The organism is Devosia crocina (assembly GCF_900116545.1).
Classification (GTDB): Bacteria; Pseudomonadota; Alphaproteobacteria; order Rhizobiales; family Devosiaceae; genus Devosia; species Devosia crocina.
This window is the reverse complement of the sequence record NZ_FPCK01000004.1, coordinates 400,706-416,211: the sequence shown is the minus strand read 5'-3', so window position 1 is coordinate 416,211 and position 15,506 is coordinate 400,706. Positions and strand designations below refer to the sequence as shown.

General features: G+C 61.6%; 15 protein-coding genes, 1 tRNA gene and 1 pseudogene. 5 read left to right on the top strand and 12 right to left on the bottom strand.

Annotated elements, in window-relative coordinates; genetic code table 11:
- Positions 1–46: 46 nt before the first annotated feature.
- The 7 genes and pseudogenes from BM364_RS17985 to aptA form a co-directional block, all read right to left on the bottom strand.
- Positions 47–832: an ABC transporter ATP-binding protein gene (locus tag BM364_RS17985; protein ID WP_425284920.1), complete on the bottom strand. Its 786-nt coding sequence runs from the start codon at positions 830–832 to the stop codon at positions 47–49.
- A gap of 169 nt (positions 833–1,001) precedes the next feature.
- The gene (hydA, locus tag BM364_RS17980; protein ID WP_092427108.1) at positions 1,002–2,453 is read right to left on the bottom strand and encodes a dihydropyrimidinase; all 1,452 of its coding nucleotides are present in this window, start codon (positions 2,451–2,453) and stop codon (positions 1,002–1,004) included.
- A gap of 69 nt (positions 2,454–2,522) precedes the next feature.
- Positions 2,523–3,025 (bottom strand): annotated as a pseudogene (locus BM364_RS18850) (endonuclease domain-containing protein).
- 154 nt (positions 3,026–3,179) lie between these two features.
- Positions 3,180–4,430 carry a Zn-dependent hydrolase gene (locus BM364_RS17970; RefSeq protein WP_092427106.1) on the bottom strand — a complete coding sequence of 417 codons (1,251 nt, stop codon included), beginning with the start codon at positions 4,428–4,430 and terminating at the stop codon, positions 3,180–3,182.
- A gap of 3 nt (positions 4,431–4,433) precedes the next feature.
- Positions 4,434–4,880, bottom strand: a complete 447-nt coding sequence (locus tag BM364_RS18710) for an endonuclease domain-containing protein (RefSeq protein ID WP_342028874.1) — start codon at positions 4,878–4,880, stop codon at positions 4,434–4,436.
- 211 nt (positions 4,881–5,091) lie between these two features.
- Positions 5,092–6,588 carry a CoA-acylating methylmalonate-semialdehyde dehydrogenase gene (locus BM364_RS17960; RefSeq protein WP_092427101.1) on the bottom strand — a complete coding sequence of 499 codons (1,497 nt, stop codon included), beginning with the start codon at positions 6,586–6,588 and terminating at the stop codon, positions 5,092–5,094.
- Positions 6,588–7,916 (bottom strand): omega-aminotransferase AptA, encoded by a 1,329-nt coding sequence (aptA, locus tag BM364_RS17955; RefSeq protein ID WP_092427321.1) that lies wholly within the window; start codon positions 7,914–7,916, stop codon positions 6,588–6,590. Before aptA ends, BM364_RS17960 begins: the two co-directional genes overlap by 1 nt.
- 130 nt (positions 7,917–8,046) lie before the next feature.
- On the opposite strand from aptA, the gene BM364_RS17950 reads away from it, so the two are divergent.
- Entirely contained in the window at positions 8,047–8,805 is a 759-nt protein-coding gene (locus BM364_RS17950) for a TetR family transcriptional regulator C-terminal domain-containing protein (protein ID WP_092427098.1), read from the top strand.
- Here BM364_RS17950 and BM364_RS17945 read toward each other — a convergent pair.
- Positions 8,802–9,185, bottom strand: a complete 384-nt coding sequence (locus BM364_RS17945; RefSeq protein ID WP_092427095.1) for a hypothetical protein — start codon at positions 9,183–9,185, stop codon at positions 8,802–8,804. The two genes, BM364_RS17950 and BM364_RS17945, sit on opposite strands and share 4 nt — an antisense overlap.
- A gap of 9 nt (positions 9,186–9,194) precedes the next feature.
- A complete protein-coding gene (locus BM364_RS17940; protein ID WP_092427318.1) occupies positions 9,195–10,019 on the bottom strand; it encodes a manganese catalase family protein in 825 nt (274 codons plus the stop codon).
- A gap of 86 nt (positions 10,020–10,105) precedes the next feature.
- Between BM364_RS17940 and BM364_RS17935 the strand changes: the two genes are divergently transcribed.
- Positions 10,106–10,762 carry a dihydrofolate reductase family protein gene (locus tag BM364_RS17935; protein WP_210186462.1) on the top strand — a complete coding sequence of 219 codons (657 nt, stop codon included), beginning with the start codon at positions 10,106–10,108 and terminating at the stop codon, positions 10,760–10,762.
- A gap of 99 nt (positions 10,763–10,861) precedes the next feature.
- Positions 10,862–11,770 carry a S1C family serine protease gene (locus tag BM364_RS17930; RefSeq protein WP_092427092.1) on the top strand — a complete coding sequence of 303 codons (909 nt, stop codon included), beginning with the start codon at positions 10,862–10,864 and terminating at the stop codon, positions 11,768–11,770.
- Positions 11,771–11,892: 122 nt separating this feature from the next.
- Here BM364_RS17930 and BM364_RS17925 read toward each other — a convergent pair whose 3' ends face one another.
- From BM364_RS17925 to BM364_RS17915, 3 genes are all read right to left on the bottom strand, one after another.
- Positions 11,893–12,270, bottom strand: coding sequence for an MmcQ/YjbR family DNA-binding protein (locus tag BM364_RS17925; protein WP_244542943.1), 378 nt, complete (start codon positions 12,268–12,270; stop codon positions 11,893–11,895).
- 133 nt (positions 12,271–12,403) lie between these two features.
- A complete protein-coding gene (msrA, locus tag BM364_RS17920) occupies positions 12,404–13,060 on the bottom strand; it encodes a peptide-methionine (S)-S-oxide reductase MsrA (protein WP_092427089.1) in 657 nt (218 codons plus the stop codon).
- A 51-nt stretch (positions 13,061–13,111) separates the two neighbouring features.
- The gene (locus BM364_RS17915; RefSeq protein ID WP_092427086.1) at positions 13,112–13,435 is read right to left on the bottom strand and encodes a hypothetical protein; all 324 of its coding nucleotides are present in this window, start codon (positions 13,433–13,435) and stop codon (positions 13,112–13,114) included.
- A gap of 181 nt (positions 13,436–13,616) precedes the next feature.
- Here BM364_RS17915 and BM364_RS17910 point away from each other — a divergent pair.
- Positions 13,617–13,706, top strand: a tRNA-Ser gene (locus tag BM364_RS17910).
- A gap of 91 nt (positions 13,707–13,797) precedes the next feature.
- Positions 13,798–15,477 (top strand): DUF6538 domain-containing protein, encoded by a 1,680-nt coding sequence (locus BM364_RS17905; protein WP_139232629.1) that lies wholly within the window; start codon positions 13,798–13,800, stop codon positions 15,475–15,477.
- The last annotated feature ends 29 nt before the right edge of the window (positions 15,478–15,506 follow it).

The window sequence follows — 15,506 nt, the reverse complement described above, 5'->3', positions numbered from 1 at the left end:
TTGACAGCATCGAATACCCACTCCTTGATATGCGCTCGTGTAATCATCACACCATCTCCTCATAAGAATGCCCAGCCCGCAGCCCATCCCGCACCCGCGCTGCGATTTGGAGGAACTCCGGCGTTTCGCGGATATCGAGCGGCCGCTCCCGCGGCAGATTGCTCTCGATCACATCCGTCACCCGACCCGGGCGCGGTGACATCACCACGATCTTGGTCGAAAGATAAACCGCCTCGGGAATCGAGTGGGTCACAAAGCAGATGGTCTTTTTCGTCCGCTCCCAGAGTTTTAGAAGCTCGGAATTGAGGTGGTCACGCACGATCTCGTCGAGCGCCCCGAACGGCTCGTCCATCAACAAAAGGTCCGCATCGAAGGCCAGCGCCCGCGCAATGGAAGCGCGCTGCTGCATGCCCCCCGAGAGCTGCCACGGATACTTGTTCTCGAACCCTGAGAGATTGACTAGGTCCAGCGTACGCTTGATCCGTTCGGCCTGCTGCGCTGCCGAATAGCCCATGATTTCAAGCGGCAGCGCCACATTCTTTTCAATCGTGCGCCAGGGATAAAGCGCCGGCGCCTGAAAGACATAGCCATAGGCTCGATCTTTCCGCGCATTTTCCGGCATCTGCCCATTGATCTCCAGCGTCCCGGAGGTCGGTTGCTCGAGATCGGCAATGGTGCGCAGAAAAGTCGTCTTGCCACAGCCCGACGGGCCGATAAACGAAACGAAATCCCCCTTTTCGATGGTGAGGTTGACGTCGGAAAGCGCGACGACATCGCCATCGGCGGTGGGAAAGGTGAGGCCGAGATTGTGGGCCTGGACAACGGGGGTCAAACCAAGCACTCCCTCATCCGGCGGTGCGCGCTACCTTCTCCCCGAGAGGGAGAAGAACAGGTCAGTGCCTGCTCAGGCCTTTCTATTCCTCTCCCACTTGGGGAGAGGGTGGATCGGCCATAGGCCGAGACGGGTGAGGGGGATTTGCTTGCTGAACAGTCCAAAGCCATCAAACCCCCGTCGCCGGAATGCCCGTCCGCTCCACCTTGCGCGGCGCGACGATCTCCTTCCATTGGCTGAGCGCCCGATTGACCGGGTTCCTGGCCTCCCGCGCCACGAACTTGCCGTGGCCCGGTTCGGTCTTCACTTCGTTCTCGACAATGGAAACCTTGCCCCGCGTTAGGACAAAGCGCGGCAGCCCCGTCACCTCAAATCCCTCAAAAACATTGTAGTCGATGACCGACTGCTGGCGCCCAGCCGAGATGGTTTTGGTGCGCTTCGGATCCCACACCACAAGGTCCGCATCCGCCCCCACCATCACCGCACCCTTTTTGGGATACATGTTAAGTATCTTGGCGATGTTCGTGGACGTCACCGCCACAAATTCATTGGGCGTCAGCCGCCCGGTATTGACCCCTGCCGTCCAAAGCACCGGCAAGCGGTCCTCGAGCCCGCCCGTGCCATTCGGAATCTTGGCAAAATTACCCACGCCATTGCGCTTCTGTTCGGTGGTAAAGGCGCAGTGATCGGTCGCAACGCAGGACAGCGACCCCGCCTGCAGCCCGGCCCAGAGCGAATCCTGATGCATCTTGTTGCGGAAGGGCGGCGACATGACGCGCCGCGCCGCATGGTCCCAATCGGGATTGAAATATTCGGTCTCGTCGAGCACCAGATGCTGAATCAGCGGCTCGCCATAAACGCGCATGCCCTTCTGCCGAGCCCGCCGGATAGCCTCGTGTGATTGTTCGCAGCTTGTATGCACCACATAGAGCGGCACGCCGGCCATATCGGCAATCATGATGGCGCGATTGGTGGCTTCCCCCTCGACCTCCGGGGGGCGCGAATAGGCGTGGCCCTCGGGTCCGTTATTGCCTTCGGCAAGGAGCTTTGCCGTCATCGCGGCGACCACGTCGCCGTTTTCGGCATGCACCAGCGGCAGGGCGCCAAGCGCGGCGCAGCGCTGGAACGAGGCGAACATCTCGTCGTCGTTCACCATCAGGGCGCCTTTATAGGCCATGAAGTGCTTGAACGAGGTAATGCCGCGGTCGACGACCTCGGCCATCTCCTCGAACACCTGCTCGCCCCACCAGGTAATGGCCATGTGGAACGAATAATCGGTCGATGCGAGCGATGTTTTATTGTCCCACATCTGCAGCGCTTCAAGAAGGCTCTGGTCGGGATTTGGAAGGCAGAAGTCGACCACCATGGTAGTGCCCCCGCTCAGCGCTGCCCGCGTGCCGCTCTCGAAATCATCGGCGGAATAAGTGCCCATGAACGGCATTTCGAGATGGGTATGGGGATCGATCCCCCCCGGCATGACGTAGCAGCCGGTCGCATCGAGCACTTCATTGCCCTGGAGGTTCTGCCCGATCTCGACGATCATATCGCCCTCGATGGCGACATCGGCGGCATAGGAGAGATCGGCCGTCACCACCGTCCCGCCCTTGATCACTTTACGCATATCTTCGTTCCCTTGCATTTTCTCAGCCCCACCCCGCACCCCTCAGCGCCTTGGCGGGACTGTTTGATTCTATTGTGTTCTAGCCCCCTCATCCGTCTCGCCCGCTGGGCGAGCCACCTTCTCCCCGAGAGGGAGAAGAACGGATCGTGCCTCATGAAGGTATTTTGCGCCGCCGGCTGCACGCGCACCCCTTATTCCTCTCCCTCTCGGGGAGAGGGTGGCCGGAGCGAAGCGGAGGTCGGGTGAGGGGGAGCTCTCAATCACGCTCATGATTGCGCAAAGGACACCGTCGCGATTATCCATCACCTCATTGTTCCAGAACCGGACTACGCCATAGCCTTCCGCATTCAGATACGTCGTTCGACTGATGTCGCGAAAGTTTTCAGCATGCTGTCCGCCATCCAGTTCAACGATCAAAGCAGCCTCGCGGCATGCGAAATCGGCATGTAGGGCCCGACCGCAAACTGGCGCACGAACTTCCACCCACCCAGCGCGCGGTTCCGCAGCCGATACCAAAGCTGGTTCTCGGCATCTGTGGCGTTGCGGCGCAACAGGCGGGGGCGGTTGGTCACCGAAGAACCCCCTCATCCGGCGCTACGCGCCACCTTCTCCCCGAGAGGGAGAAGAATAGCATCGCGCCTACACGAGCGCTGGCGCCTATTCCTCTCCCTCTCGGGGAGAGGGTGGATCGCGCGTAGCGCGAGACGGGTGAGGGGGAGACTTTCCTCACTCCACCACCCCCGCCGTTTCCACCACAGCATGAAAAAGCACATCCGCTCCCGCCGTCGCCCAGTCCTTGGAGATCTCCTCCGCTTCGTTATGCGACAGCCCACCCACGCACGGACACATGATCATCGTTGCGGGCGCCACTTTCGCTGCCCAGCACGCATCGTGCCCCGCGCCCGAGATGATGTTCATGTGTGAGTAACCCAGCTTTTCCGCCGCGGTCCGGACGCGTGAGACGAGCGTCGGGTCGAAGGTGACGGGGTCGAAGTGCCCCACGGCCTCGACCGAACACCCAACGCCCAGTCCCGCGCAAATCTCTGCCGCCCGCGCTTCGATTGCCGCGCGCATCCGGTCGAGCTTTGCCTGGTCGGGCGTGCGAATATCGACGGTGAACACCACTGTGCCGGGCAAGACATTTCGCGAATTGGGTGAAAATTTCATCTGCCCCACCCCGCCCACGGCGCCCGGTTGCTCGCCCATCGCGACCTCCTGCACCATTTCGAGGATGCGGGCCATGGCGAGCCCGGCATTGACGCGCATGGTCATGGGCGTCGAGCCGGTATGGGCTTCCTTGCCCGTCAGGGTAAATTCGAGCCACCAGAGGCCCTGGCAATGAGTGACGACGCCGATCTGCTTGTTTTCAGCCTCAAGGATCGGTCCCTGTTCGATATGGTATTCGAAATAGGCGTGCATCTTTCGAGCGCCCACCTCTTCATCCCCGACCCAGCCGATGCGTTCGAGCTCCTCGCCGAAGAGCTTCCCGTCCATATCCTTGCGGCTATAGGCATATTCGAGTTCATGGACGCCCGCGAACACGCCCGAAGCCAGCATGGCGGGGGCAAAGCGGGCGCCTTCTTCATTGGTCCAGTTGGTGACGACGATCGGGTGCTTGGTCTTGATCCCCAGATCGTTCATCGAGCGCACGACCTCGAGCCCGGCGAGGACCCCCAGCACGCCATCATACTTCCCGCCGGTAGGCTGGGTATCAAGATGCGAGCCGACATAAACCGGCAGGGCGTCGGGATCGGTGCCCGCCCGCGTCATGAACATGGTGCCCATCTTGTCGACGCCCATGGTGAGCCCGGCCTCATCGCACCAGCGCTGAAACAGCGCGCGGCCTTGCTTGTCGCTATCGGTCAGCGTCTGCCGATTATTGCCCCCGGCGATGCCAGGACCAATTTGCGCCATCTCCATCAGACTCTCCCAGAGCCGATCACCATTGATCCGAAGATTTTCGCCGGGAGAGGTCATGGGTCACTCGCTGATTGTTTCGGCATAGAGCCGATAGCTGCGTTTCTTGGTTGTCGCCGCAACCGCGCCCAGCGTCCCTCGCCCCTGAGGGGAGAGGGTGGCCGGAGCGAAGCGGAGGTCGGGTGAGGGGTTCAGAGCTAATGTCGAGACGATGGCGTAACGAACGCCCTCCAGATTGCCCAAGACCTCATCATTCCAGAATCGGAGAACGGAATAGCCCTCAGCATTGAGAAAGGCGGTTCGGACTCGATCCGCTTCATTGTCCGCGTGCTGGCCGCCATCGAGTTCGACGATGAGCGCTATTTCGCGACAGGCAAAGTCTGCGAAATATGGGCCAACAGGCAATTGCCGGACGAACTTGTGGCCCTCGACCTGTCGCGCCCGCAGGATCGACCAGAGCTTCTGCTCCGCGTCTGTGCTGTTGGCACGCAATGTGCGAGAGCGCGACACTGAACCCCTCACCCGACGCTTCGCGTCGACCTCTCCCCTCAGGGGAGAGGTGGGGGCCGGTGCCTGCGAAAGAAGTTCGGAGCCTTCGCCCCCTCGCCCCTGAGGGGAGAGGGTAGCGGCGCCAGGAGCGGAGCGACTTGGCAAAGCTTGGGTGAGGGGTTCAGTCCCTCCGATCAAGCCAATCTGTCCGTTCCGCCCCACCATCTCAGCCCTACTTCAAGCTCGGAAACGTAAATTCCGCCCCGCCCTTGATCCCTGCGGGCCAGCGGGTCGTGACCGTTTTCAGCCGCGTATAAAAGTGGATTCCCTCGGGCCCATAGATCGAATGATCGCCAAAGAGCGAGCGCTTCCAGCCGCCGAAACTGTGATAGGCGACCGGCACCGGGATCGGCACGTTGATACCCACCATGCCCACTTCGATCTTGTCGGCGAATTCGCGCGCCGCATCGCCATCCCTGGTGAAGATCGCCGTGCCATTGGCGTATTCATGGCCGTGGATCAGGTCGACCGCGTCCTTGAAGGTTTCGCGGCGAACCACCGAAAGGACCGGCCCAAAGATCTCCTCGCGATAGATCTTCATGTCCGGCTCGACATGATCAAAGAGCGTGCCGCCCACATAATAGCCGTTTTCATAGCCCTGAAGCGTGAAGCCGCGGCCATCGACAACCAGCGACGCGCCCTCTTCGACGCCGGAGTCGATATAACCGAGAATCTTGTCCCGGTGCATTTTCGTGACCACCGGACCCATTTCCGCGTCCTTGTCGGTCGCGGGGCCGATTTTCAGCGATTCGACGCGCGGTTTCAGCTTTTCGATCAACGCGTCGGCAGTCTTCTCCCCCACTGGCACCGCCACCGAAATCGCCATGCAGCGTTCGCCTGCGGAGCCATAGCCCGCGCCCATTAAGGCATCGGCTGCCTGGTCGAGATCGGCGTCGGGCATGATGATCATGTGGTTCTTGGCGCCGCCCAGCGCCTGCACCCGCTTTCCAGCCTTTGTGCCGCGCTGATAGACATATTCGGCGATCGGGGTGGAGCCGACAAAGGACACAGCCTTGATATCAGGATGGTCGAGGATCCCGTCGACTGTCTCCTTATCACCGTGGACAACGTTGAGAATGCCCTCGGGAAGGCCGGCTTCCATGAAGAGGTTCCAGGCCAGCATCGGCGCCGATGGATCGCGCTCCGAAGGCTTGAGGATAAAGGCGTTCCCGCAAGCGATGGCCGCCGGATACATCCACATCGGCACCATGGCCGGGAAGTTGAACGGCGTGATGCCCGCAACGACGCCGAGCGGCTGGCGATCCGAATAGGAATCGATCGAGGGGCCCACATTGCGGGAGAATTCGCCCTTGAGGAGATGCGGAATGCCGCAGGCGAAGTCGACGCAGTCGATACCGCGCGCCACTTCGCCCAAGGCATCGTCATGCACCTTGCCGTGCTCTTTCGAGATTTCGCGGGCCAGATCATCGGCATATTGATCGAGCAGCGCCTTGAACTTGAACATGACGCGCGCCCGCTTCATCGGCGGGGTCGCGCCCCAGGCAATCTGCGCCTTGACCGCATTGGCGACGGCTTGGTTCAGCTCGTCGGGGGTCGAAAGGGGAAGTTCGGCACTCTGCTCGCCCGTTGCCGGATTATAGACCGGCACCCGACGGGTCGAAGACGAGACATAGCGCCGCCCACCCACGGCATTCTCGATGGTTTCCATCAGTCGATACTCCTCAGCGCGGTGCGGACCGCATCGATCAATTCGGCGATCTGGGATTCCGAGATGATCAGCGGCGGGCTCATGGCGATGATGTCGCCAGTGGTACGGATCAAATAGCCGTCTTCAAAGCATTTGAGGAAAGCGGAGAAGGCGCGCTTGGTCGGCTGCCCGGCAATCGGCTCGAGCTCGATGGCGCCGACGAGCCCGATATTGCGGATATCGATCACATGCGGCTCACCCTTGAGCGAATGAAGCGCGTCTTCCCAGGCCTTGGCAAGCTCGGCGCCGCGCGTAAGGAGGCCCTCTTCCTTGTAGGTCTCAAGCGTTGCCAGGCCCGCCGCCGAGGCTATCGGATTGCCCGAATAGGTATAGCCATGAAAAAATTCAATGACGTGTTCGGGCCCGGTCATGAAGGCATCGTGGATCTCGGCCGACACCATCACCGCGCCCATGGGAATGACGCCATTGGTCAGGCCCTTGGCGGTCACCATGATATCGGGCACGACATCGAAATAATCCGCCGCAAACGGGGTGCCGAGCCGCCCGTAGCCGGTGATCACCTCGTCGAATATAAGAAGGATGCCGTGCTTCTTGGTGATCTCGCGCAGGCGCTTCAGATAGCCCGGCGGCGGGATAAGAACGCCGGTCGAGCCCGCCACCGGCTCGACGATCACGGCCGCAATGGTCGAAGCGTCATGCAGCGTGACGATCCGTTCGAGCTCGTCGGCAAGGTCGAGCCCATGCTCGGGCAGGCCCTTCGAGAACGCGTTTTTCGCCAGATTATGCGTATGCGGCAGGTGGTCGACGCCGGTAAGCAGCGTGCCGAACATCTTGCGGTTGGTGACGATGCCGCCCACAGAAATGCCGCCGAAATTGACGCCATGATAGCCCCGTTCGCGCCCGATCAGCCTGCTGCGCGCGCCCTGGCCGATCACCTTCTGATAGGCCAGCGCCACTTTCAGCGCCGTTTCTACTGATTCAGAACCCGAATTGGTGAACAGCACATGGTCGAGCCCCTTGGGCGCGATGTCGATGATGCGATTGGCGAGTTCAAAGGCCTTGGGGTGCCCCATCTGGAAGGCCGGCGCATAGTCGAGTTCGGCCGCTTGGCGGCTGATCGCCTCGACGATTTTGGGCCGGGCGTGACCGGCGTTGACGCACCAGAGCCCCGCCGTGCCGTCGAGCACCTGCCTCCCGTCCGATGTCGTATAGTGCATATCCCTAGCCGCGACGAACATGCGCGGGTTCTGCTTGAACTGCCGGTTCGCCGTGAACGGCATCCAGAACGCGCTTAAGTCATTTGGCACGACGGCATTGGAATTGGACACGGCGGCGGCGCTCCCCTTTTTGCATCCGGTCTCTGCGGTGTGCTTTGCCGCTTGACAGCGCAAGGCGGAACCCAGATTTTTGACCAGTTGGAAAAATGTTAGCACTCCTGTTCATTCCCGCAAGACCCAAATGGCGCCCAGAAAGCTGAAATCGGTCGAGCCTCAGCCAAGCCCTAAACGGCGCCAGCACAAGGCCGACGCCAAGGCCGCAACGGCTGCGCCAGCCAAGCCGCGACCGCTGACGCGCATTCAGCGGGAAAAGCAGGACATCATCCTCGAAGCGGCGCTCGAAGTCTTTTCGGCCGAGGGTTTTCGCGGCTCGACGATCGACCAGATCGCCGAGGTCGCGGGCATGAGCAAACCAAACCTTCTTTATTACTTTCCCCGCAAGGAAGAGATCCATCGCCGCCTGATGTCCGAGCTTCTCGTCACCTGGCTCGCCCCGCTCGAAGAAATGCGGGCCGATGGCGATCCCTTTGTCGAGATCCGGTCATACATCCGGCGAAAGCTCGAAATGGCACGCGATTTTCCGCGCCAGAGCCGGCTTTTTGCCAATGAGATGCTGCGCGGCGCCCCCCACATCGTCGACATGCTCGAGGTCGATCTCAAGAACCTCGTCGACGAGAAGGCTCAGGTCCTGCTCACCTGGATGGACCAAGGCAAGATCACGCGCACCGACCCCTATCACCTGATTTTTTCGATCTGGGCCACCACCCAGCATTATGCCGATTTCGACGTGCAGGTGCGCGCCATTCTCGGCAGGGGCCGAGGCGGGGAGGGGCGTTACGAGGATGCGGCGCGCTACCTCGAACAGTTGTTTCTCCACGGCCTGACGCCGAAGCCAAGGCCGGGGTCAAAGGCGCCGCCCGCCGGCGGCGCCCTCGATTAGCCTGCGATGAAAAGATCGAGATCGAGCCGTGGCTGGGTGCCGGTGCGCACGCGTGTTGCCTCTGCCCCGAGTGGCGCGACCCCGCTCGCCAGAAGTGGTGCCACGATCCTGCCCGCCGTCCCCGGCAGGTAGCCGAGGCGCCGGTTCGCGGCAAACACGGCCACCGCCGACCCAGGCTCGAACCGGCGCGCGGGGTCGGCGCGCAACTCGAGCTGGGTGCCGCGCGTAAGCCCATGGAGTGCTTCGGCGTCGATCGCGGTCAGATAGGTGCTGCTCAGCCGATGCCGGGCCGGATGCGGCGGGGGACTTGCCCCCGCGGCCAGTGCCGGCGCAAGGGCGAGAGCCCCTGCGGCAGCGGCAAGAAAGCTGCGACGAAACATCGAAGCCTCCTAGAGCTGTTCGGCCTGGGCGCCGGTGCCGGGGCGGGCGCGGCCCAGGTTCGGCTCTTCGCCCTGTGGCTCCATGTTGCGCGTTTCGAACGTGCCATTGCCGTCGATCGACTGGCCTTCCGACCAGCGGCCGGGCGCTGGCTCGCTGCCATCGTTCTTGAACCCTAGATAGCTATAGCTGAATTCCTGCTTTTCTTCCGATTGTGGGTGGCTGTTGGGAATGGGGAAGACCTCGGTGGCGCCGCCCAGTTCTTCGAGCGCTGCCAGCCACTGGTTCTGGTGCATGGTGTCGCGCGCGATCAGGAATTGCAGCATGTCCTTCATGCCGGGATCGTTGGTCATGTTGTAAAGCCGCACGGCCAGCACGCGGCCGGTCGATTCCGCCGTGACATTGGCGGTCATGTCGGCGGCGATATTGCCGCTGGCATAGATGTGGCTCATGTCGAACGGCACGCCGTCCGAATCCACCGGCATGGCCGAAAGCCCCGACGAGAGGACATGTTTCATGGTCATCCCGTTCAGGATCGATCCGCCGACCGGATCGGCCGCAACGCGCTCCTGTTCGCCCACCGGAGCACCTTCGAGATTGAGAGCCACCGCGGTCGCCAGCATTTCGATGTGACCCAGTTCCTCGGTCGCGGTGTTGAGCAGCAGGTCGCGGAATTTGGGATTGCCGCGCGCGCCCATGGCCTGGAAGAAATACTGCATCGCCACGCGGATTTCCCCCTCGACGCCCCCGATGGCCTGCTGCAGGGCACGGGCGAATACGGGATCGGGCGTTTCCACGCGCACCGGGTATTGCAGCTTTCCGTCGGTATAGAACATGTCGGTCTCCTTTGGATTGATGCTGGGCGAACGGCTGCCGGCCCCAGAGTTTCCAAAGGCGCCCATCCGATAACCGGAGTTATCGATTGACGGGCAAGCCGCGCATGGGCCTGATGGAGAGTGACAGCCAGGGGGAGGCCGCCATGGTCCAATCTGTTCATGCCCATATGATGCTGACGCTCGATGGATTCGGCACCGGGCTCGGCCAGTCGCGCGAGCGCCCGTTCGGCAGCATCGATCCGCGCCAGCTCGCCCGCTGGATGTTCGAAGATGCTGAGAATAACAGCGCCGAAATCAGGGCCATCAGCGACTACGGCGCCTTCGTCATGGGGCGAAACATGTATGCCGCGCCCGGCCCGGGCCCCTGGGAAGCCGATTGGACTGGCTGGTGGGGTCCCAACCCGCCCTACCATGCGCCGGTTTTCGTTTTGACGCACCATCCGCGCCCGCCGCTGGAACTTGAAGGCGGCACCACGTTTCATTTCGTTGACGCGGGGCCGGAAACAGCCCTTGCCCATGTCAGGCAGGCCGCCGGCGCCGGCGATGTCGCCATTGCCGGTGGCGTATCGACCCTGCGCCACTATCTCAATGCCGGGGCGGTGGACACGCTCCACATCAAGCTCGTGCCGCTTCTTGCCGGCGATGGCAACCGGCTCTGGGACGGACTGACGGCGAAACTCGAACCCACCGCCGCCCGGCACACCCGCTTCGCCACCCATCTCGATTTCAAGGTTCTCGGCTAGCTCATCACCGCGGCTCGCACACATCCCCGTGCTCACAACCGGGCAAACCTTGCGCCGCCGTCTGCCCGGCATATCTATAAACCAAAGCACCAAGAGGGGATGACCATGTCCACCACTGCGCGCCATTCCATCGTTGCCGTCCGCGCCCAGGTTCCGGAAACCGCCTATACGGCCTCGACCCTGGGCACCCTGCGCGAAGGCAGCGGCGCCGTCATCAACGACGAGGGCCTCGTCGTCACCATCGGCTATCTGATCACCGAGGCCGAAGAGGTCTGGCTCACAACCCATGACGAGCGCGTCCTGCCCGCCCATGTCGTGGGCTATGATCAGGAAACCGGCTTCGGCCTGGTTCAGGCTCTGGGCGATCTCGACCTGCCCGCGCTGCGGCTCGGCAGTTCCGGCGGAGCGCGCGTGCGCGATGTCACCCGCATGGTCGATGGCGAGGGCGAGGAGGTGGTCAACGAGATCGTCGCCAAGCAGGAATTTGCCGGTTACTGGGAATATATGCTCGATGAGGCCATGTTTACCGCGCCCTATCACCCTTGCTGGGGCGGCGCGGCCTTGCTCGACAGCAATGACAGCCTGATCGGCATCGGTTCGCTGCGCCTGCAGATGCTGCATGCCGGAGACACCACCGACATCAACATGATCGTGCCGATCGATCTCCTGAAACCCATTCTCGACGACATGGTCACCAAGGGGCGCCCGCAGCGCGAGGCCCGCCCCTGGCTCGGCGTTTTCTCAGCCGAGCGCAACAATGGCGTGGTGGTGATGAACGTGTCCGACGGCGGCCCCGCCGACACTGCCGGCCTCAAGCAGGGCGACATCATCTCCGAACTCGATGGCGAAGAGATCGAAAGCCTCGGCGACTTCTACCGAAAGCTCTGGGCCAAGGCTCCCGCGGGCTCGGAATTTTCCATGCGCATCCTCCGTTCGGGCCGCGAATCCTGGGTCCGCGTCAAAACTGCCGACCGCAACGATTTCCTGGTCAAACCGCAATTGCAGTAGAGCGGGGGCTCTTTTGCCAAAGCGTTTCGTCCGAGCGCGTCCGGCAATCCAAACCTTGGCAACCCAGTGCCGGCCCTCGCCCCATAGGGGCGGGGGCTGGCGCGCCCAGATTCAGGTGGCTCTCACCCCAGATCTCCGAGCCCCAGCGCAATCCGCACTTTCTGGCTCAGCCGCGCCGCGACGAGCCGATGCGCCTCGGTGACATAGGCTTTGATCTCGTCGCCCGAGAGGGGACTGGAGGCGGAGATCGCCACCCACTTGGCCCGGGCAAAATAGGGTGCGGGGCGAATGCCGGGCAACTCGGTCAGAAGCGCAAAGGACAGGTCCGATGTCTTGCACCAGACCTCGCCGGGATCGCGATCGAGCAGGGCAAAAATCTTGCCGCCAACCTTGGCCACCGAATCGTCGCGCCATTGGCGCACCAGCGTTGCCGCCGGGAGCCCCGCAACAAAGACCTCGAAACCGCCTCTGTGCATGATGTCGGGGTAAAGCGGCGTCATGTGTTCACCAGATGCTAACAAAGATGGCACCGATCCGCAGCGCCTGGGCAATAATCTGCTGCGCTTCCGCGCCTTGGGCGGAGCACTTGTCCCCGCCCTTTTTGTGCCCGTTTATGCCCGGTGCGCACAGCCCCTATTCGGCTGCAACCCCGAGCCCGATCGGGCAGCTGACGCCGGTGCCGTTGAGCCCGCAATAGCCATTGGGGTTCTTGGCCAGATATTGCTGGTGGTAGGTTTCGGCATAAAAGAATGGGCCCGCTGACCCGATCTCGGTGGTGATCGGCCCTAGGCCCTTTTCGCGCAAGGCGTTTTCATAGGCAGCCTTGCTCCGGCTCACGATCTCGGCCTGCTCGGGCGTCGTCGTATAGATGGCCGAACGGTACTGCGTGCCCACGTCATTGCCCTGGCGCATGCCCTGGGTCGGGTCGTGCTCTTCCCAGAACGTCCTGAGCAGGGTTTCAAGCGATATCACCTTGGGGTCATAGACCACCTTGACCGCCTCGGTATGCCCGGTGCGGCCCGAACAAACCTCTTCATAGCTCGGATTGGGCGTATGCCCGCCCTGATAGCCTACGGCGGTGACAACGACGCCGGGCAGGGTCCAGAACAGCCGCTCGGCGCCCCAGAAGCAGCCAAGACCGAAATAAATCGTTTCGCTTTCAGTGGGATAGGGGCCCTTGAGGCTGGCGCCATTGACGAAATGGTCCGGCGCAACGGGCATTTCCGCCGTACGGCCGGGCAGGGATGCCTCAGGTGTGGGAATGGTTGTGGGTTTGGTGCGGAAGAACATGAGCGTTTCCTTTCCGCCCCTATATGGGGACTGGCAAGCCCCCTTTTTAGGTCAGATTTCTTCGGTGCGCAAAAACCGCTGGCTGCGCGGCCTGCGGCCCAGAAGCGCCAGGACGATGCCGGGAACCCCGATCACCGCAAAGGCGGGATAGGTTAGAAGCGAGGCAAAAAGGCTCGCCAGCAGGTCGGCAAACAACCGGCTCGAAAAAAACGCGCTGACAGCCTCGATGCTCCCGGGGTGGATCGCCGTCCAGCCATCCCCCAGGCTCGTCATCACGATGGCATTGGCTGCCAGCGATTTGGTGCCGTCGATCACCAGCAGAACCAGCGCCAGGCCGATCAGCCAGGTGCCGATTATCCTCAAAACAGTCCGCATTCACCCGTCCCGCACATCGGTCTTCTTGTGCCATGCCGCAGGGGCTATCCACAAGGGATGTCCCCGTGTGACAAAAACATATAACTCCCGCTTGCGCCCAAACGGTTCATCGCTATATTGCGCCACGCTCGCACCCGGCAATCAAAGCCGTCCGCAGACTTAAAAATCTGCCACGCGATGCGGAGAGATGGCCGAGTGGTCGAAGGCGCACGCCTGGAAAGTGTGTAGGCGGGTAACCGTCTCGAGGGTTCGAATCCCTCTCTCTCCGCCACTTCTAAGCCATTGAAATTGCTAGGCTTGAATCCGAATCAAAATACGGATTCTGTCACAGCATCCCGTCACATCGACGGAGTGTTTGTTCCTTGCTTAAGTCCATTGCATCGTTCGTGCACCGGCGAGGTCCGGTCTTCTGGTTTCGCAAGACGATACCAGTCGACCTGATCGATCGCCTTGGCAGTTCGGATATCCGCAGATCATTGCGCACATGCAATATGCGGGTGGCCCGGCAAAGAGCGTGGATACTGGTCTTGCTGGTCGAAGAGGCATTCGCGATATTGCGCGACGCTGGGCTCAAGCCCGGCGCACGCGATGCGTTGAATGTCGTCCTCGGCCGCGTCATGGATGATTTTGATCGTGACGGTCGGGCTTGGGCGGAACGCGCCAAATATCGCATGCTTCTCGATAGCTTGAGCACCGGGAACGAAGACAGCGCACTCAGCTGCGATTCAGCGGCAGCTTCTGGTGATCAAGACCTGAAAACGGCTCTTGCTCAGCAGCTTGTTGTCGGCTGCCAGAAACCTGTAGGAGTGATCCCCCCCAAGCCTGCCGTCTCCAGTGATGTCACGCGTACGACGCCGGCCGCACCTGCCCTCATCGTCCCGACGCCGCAGAATTTGGCACAGGCGGTTGTGGATGCCATGCGACTAGGAACGCTGCATCCAGAGGCCAAGAAGCCGTTGACGGCACATATTGAGGGGCATGTTGCCGACCTGCGCAAAAAACGCAGGTCAGCAAAGTATCTGGCTGAAGTCGGCACCAAGCTGCGTGTCTTCGTGTCCACGATTGGCGACAAGCCGGTACATGAATACAAAAAGGAGGACATGCTGCGGTATCGGGATTTGATCGATCAAATGCCCCTTGATGCAATCAAGCATCTGAAGACCGATGATCCGGTGAAGGCGATCGCGCTCAATGCCAAACGTGCAACCCCACTGCCGCCGATCAGCGACACAACCGTCAATGCCAAATATCTCAGTACGATCCGCGGCATTTTCGACTATCTCGTCAGGAAGGGGTACCTCGAGAGCAATCCCGTCGCCAATGTCCAATCCGAGCAGGAGGTAGACGAAGAGGATCTTCTGGATGTAGAGGTGCGCCTGCCTTTTACACCGGAAATCGAGCATGCAATTTTGCTCGAGACCAGCAGGAAGCCCAAAACGTCAGCAGACTATTGGTGGCCGCGCTTCAACTGCCGCCAGGGCCTGCGACTGCACGAGTTCACCCAGCTCTGCGTATCGGATTTCCGTGAGTTATATGGTCGGCTTTGTGTGGACCTGCTGCATTTCGACTTCGATGGCGACGAGAACCACGCGCTCCGGCGCTCGCAGTTGCAGCTCAAATCCAATGCTGCGCGCCGGATATTTCCGCTGGCGCAGGAGCTCCTCGATGACGGCCTGTTAGAACTCATAGCCAGGCGCCGCCGAGAAGATGGGCCGAATGCGCGGCTCTTTCCAAACGAGACTCCCGACCAATATGGCAACTCGTCCTCGGCGCTTTCCAAGCGCGCGAACCGCCTGGTTCGCGGCATAACCTCGGATCGCCGTATCGTCGCCTACAGCGCTCGCCACACCTTCGCGAAGCGCTGCGATGATGCCGGGATCCCACTTGCCGTGAGGAATATGTTCATGGGCCACGAGCCTTCGCAGGGAAGCGAAGACAAAGCTCAGGGTAAGGCCCGCGGCAGGCACGTCTCGGCCCGCTATGGCTCTCCACTGCCGACCGTCGAAGAGCTCGCCTGGTTCGACAAGATCGAGTTCAAGTAGGCGTCGCCTCGGCACGGCCCCGCGCTGCT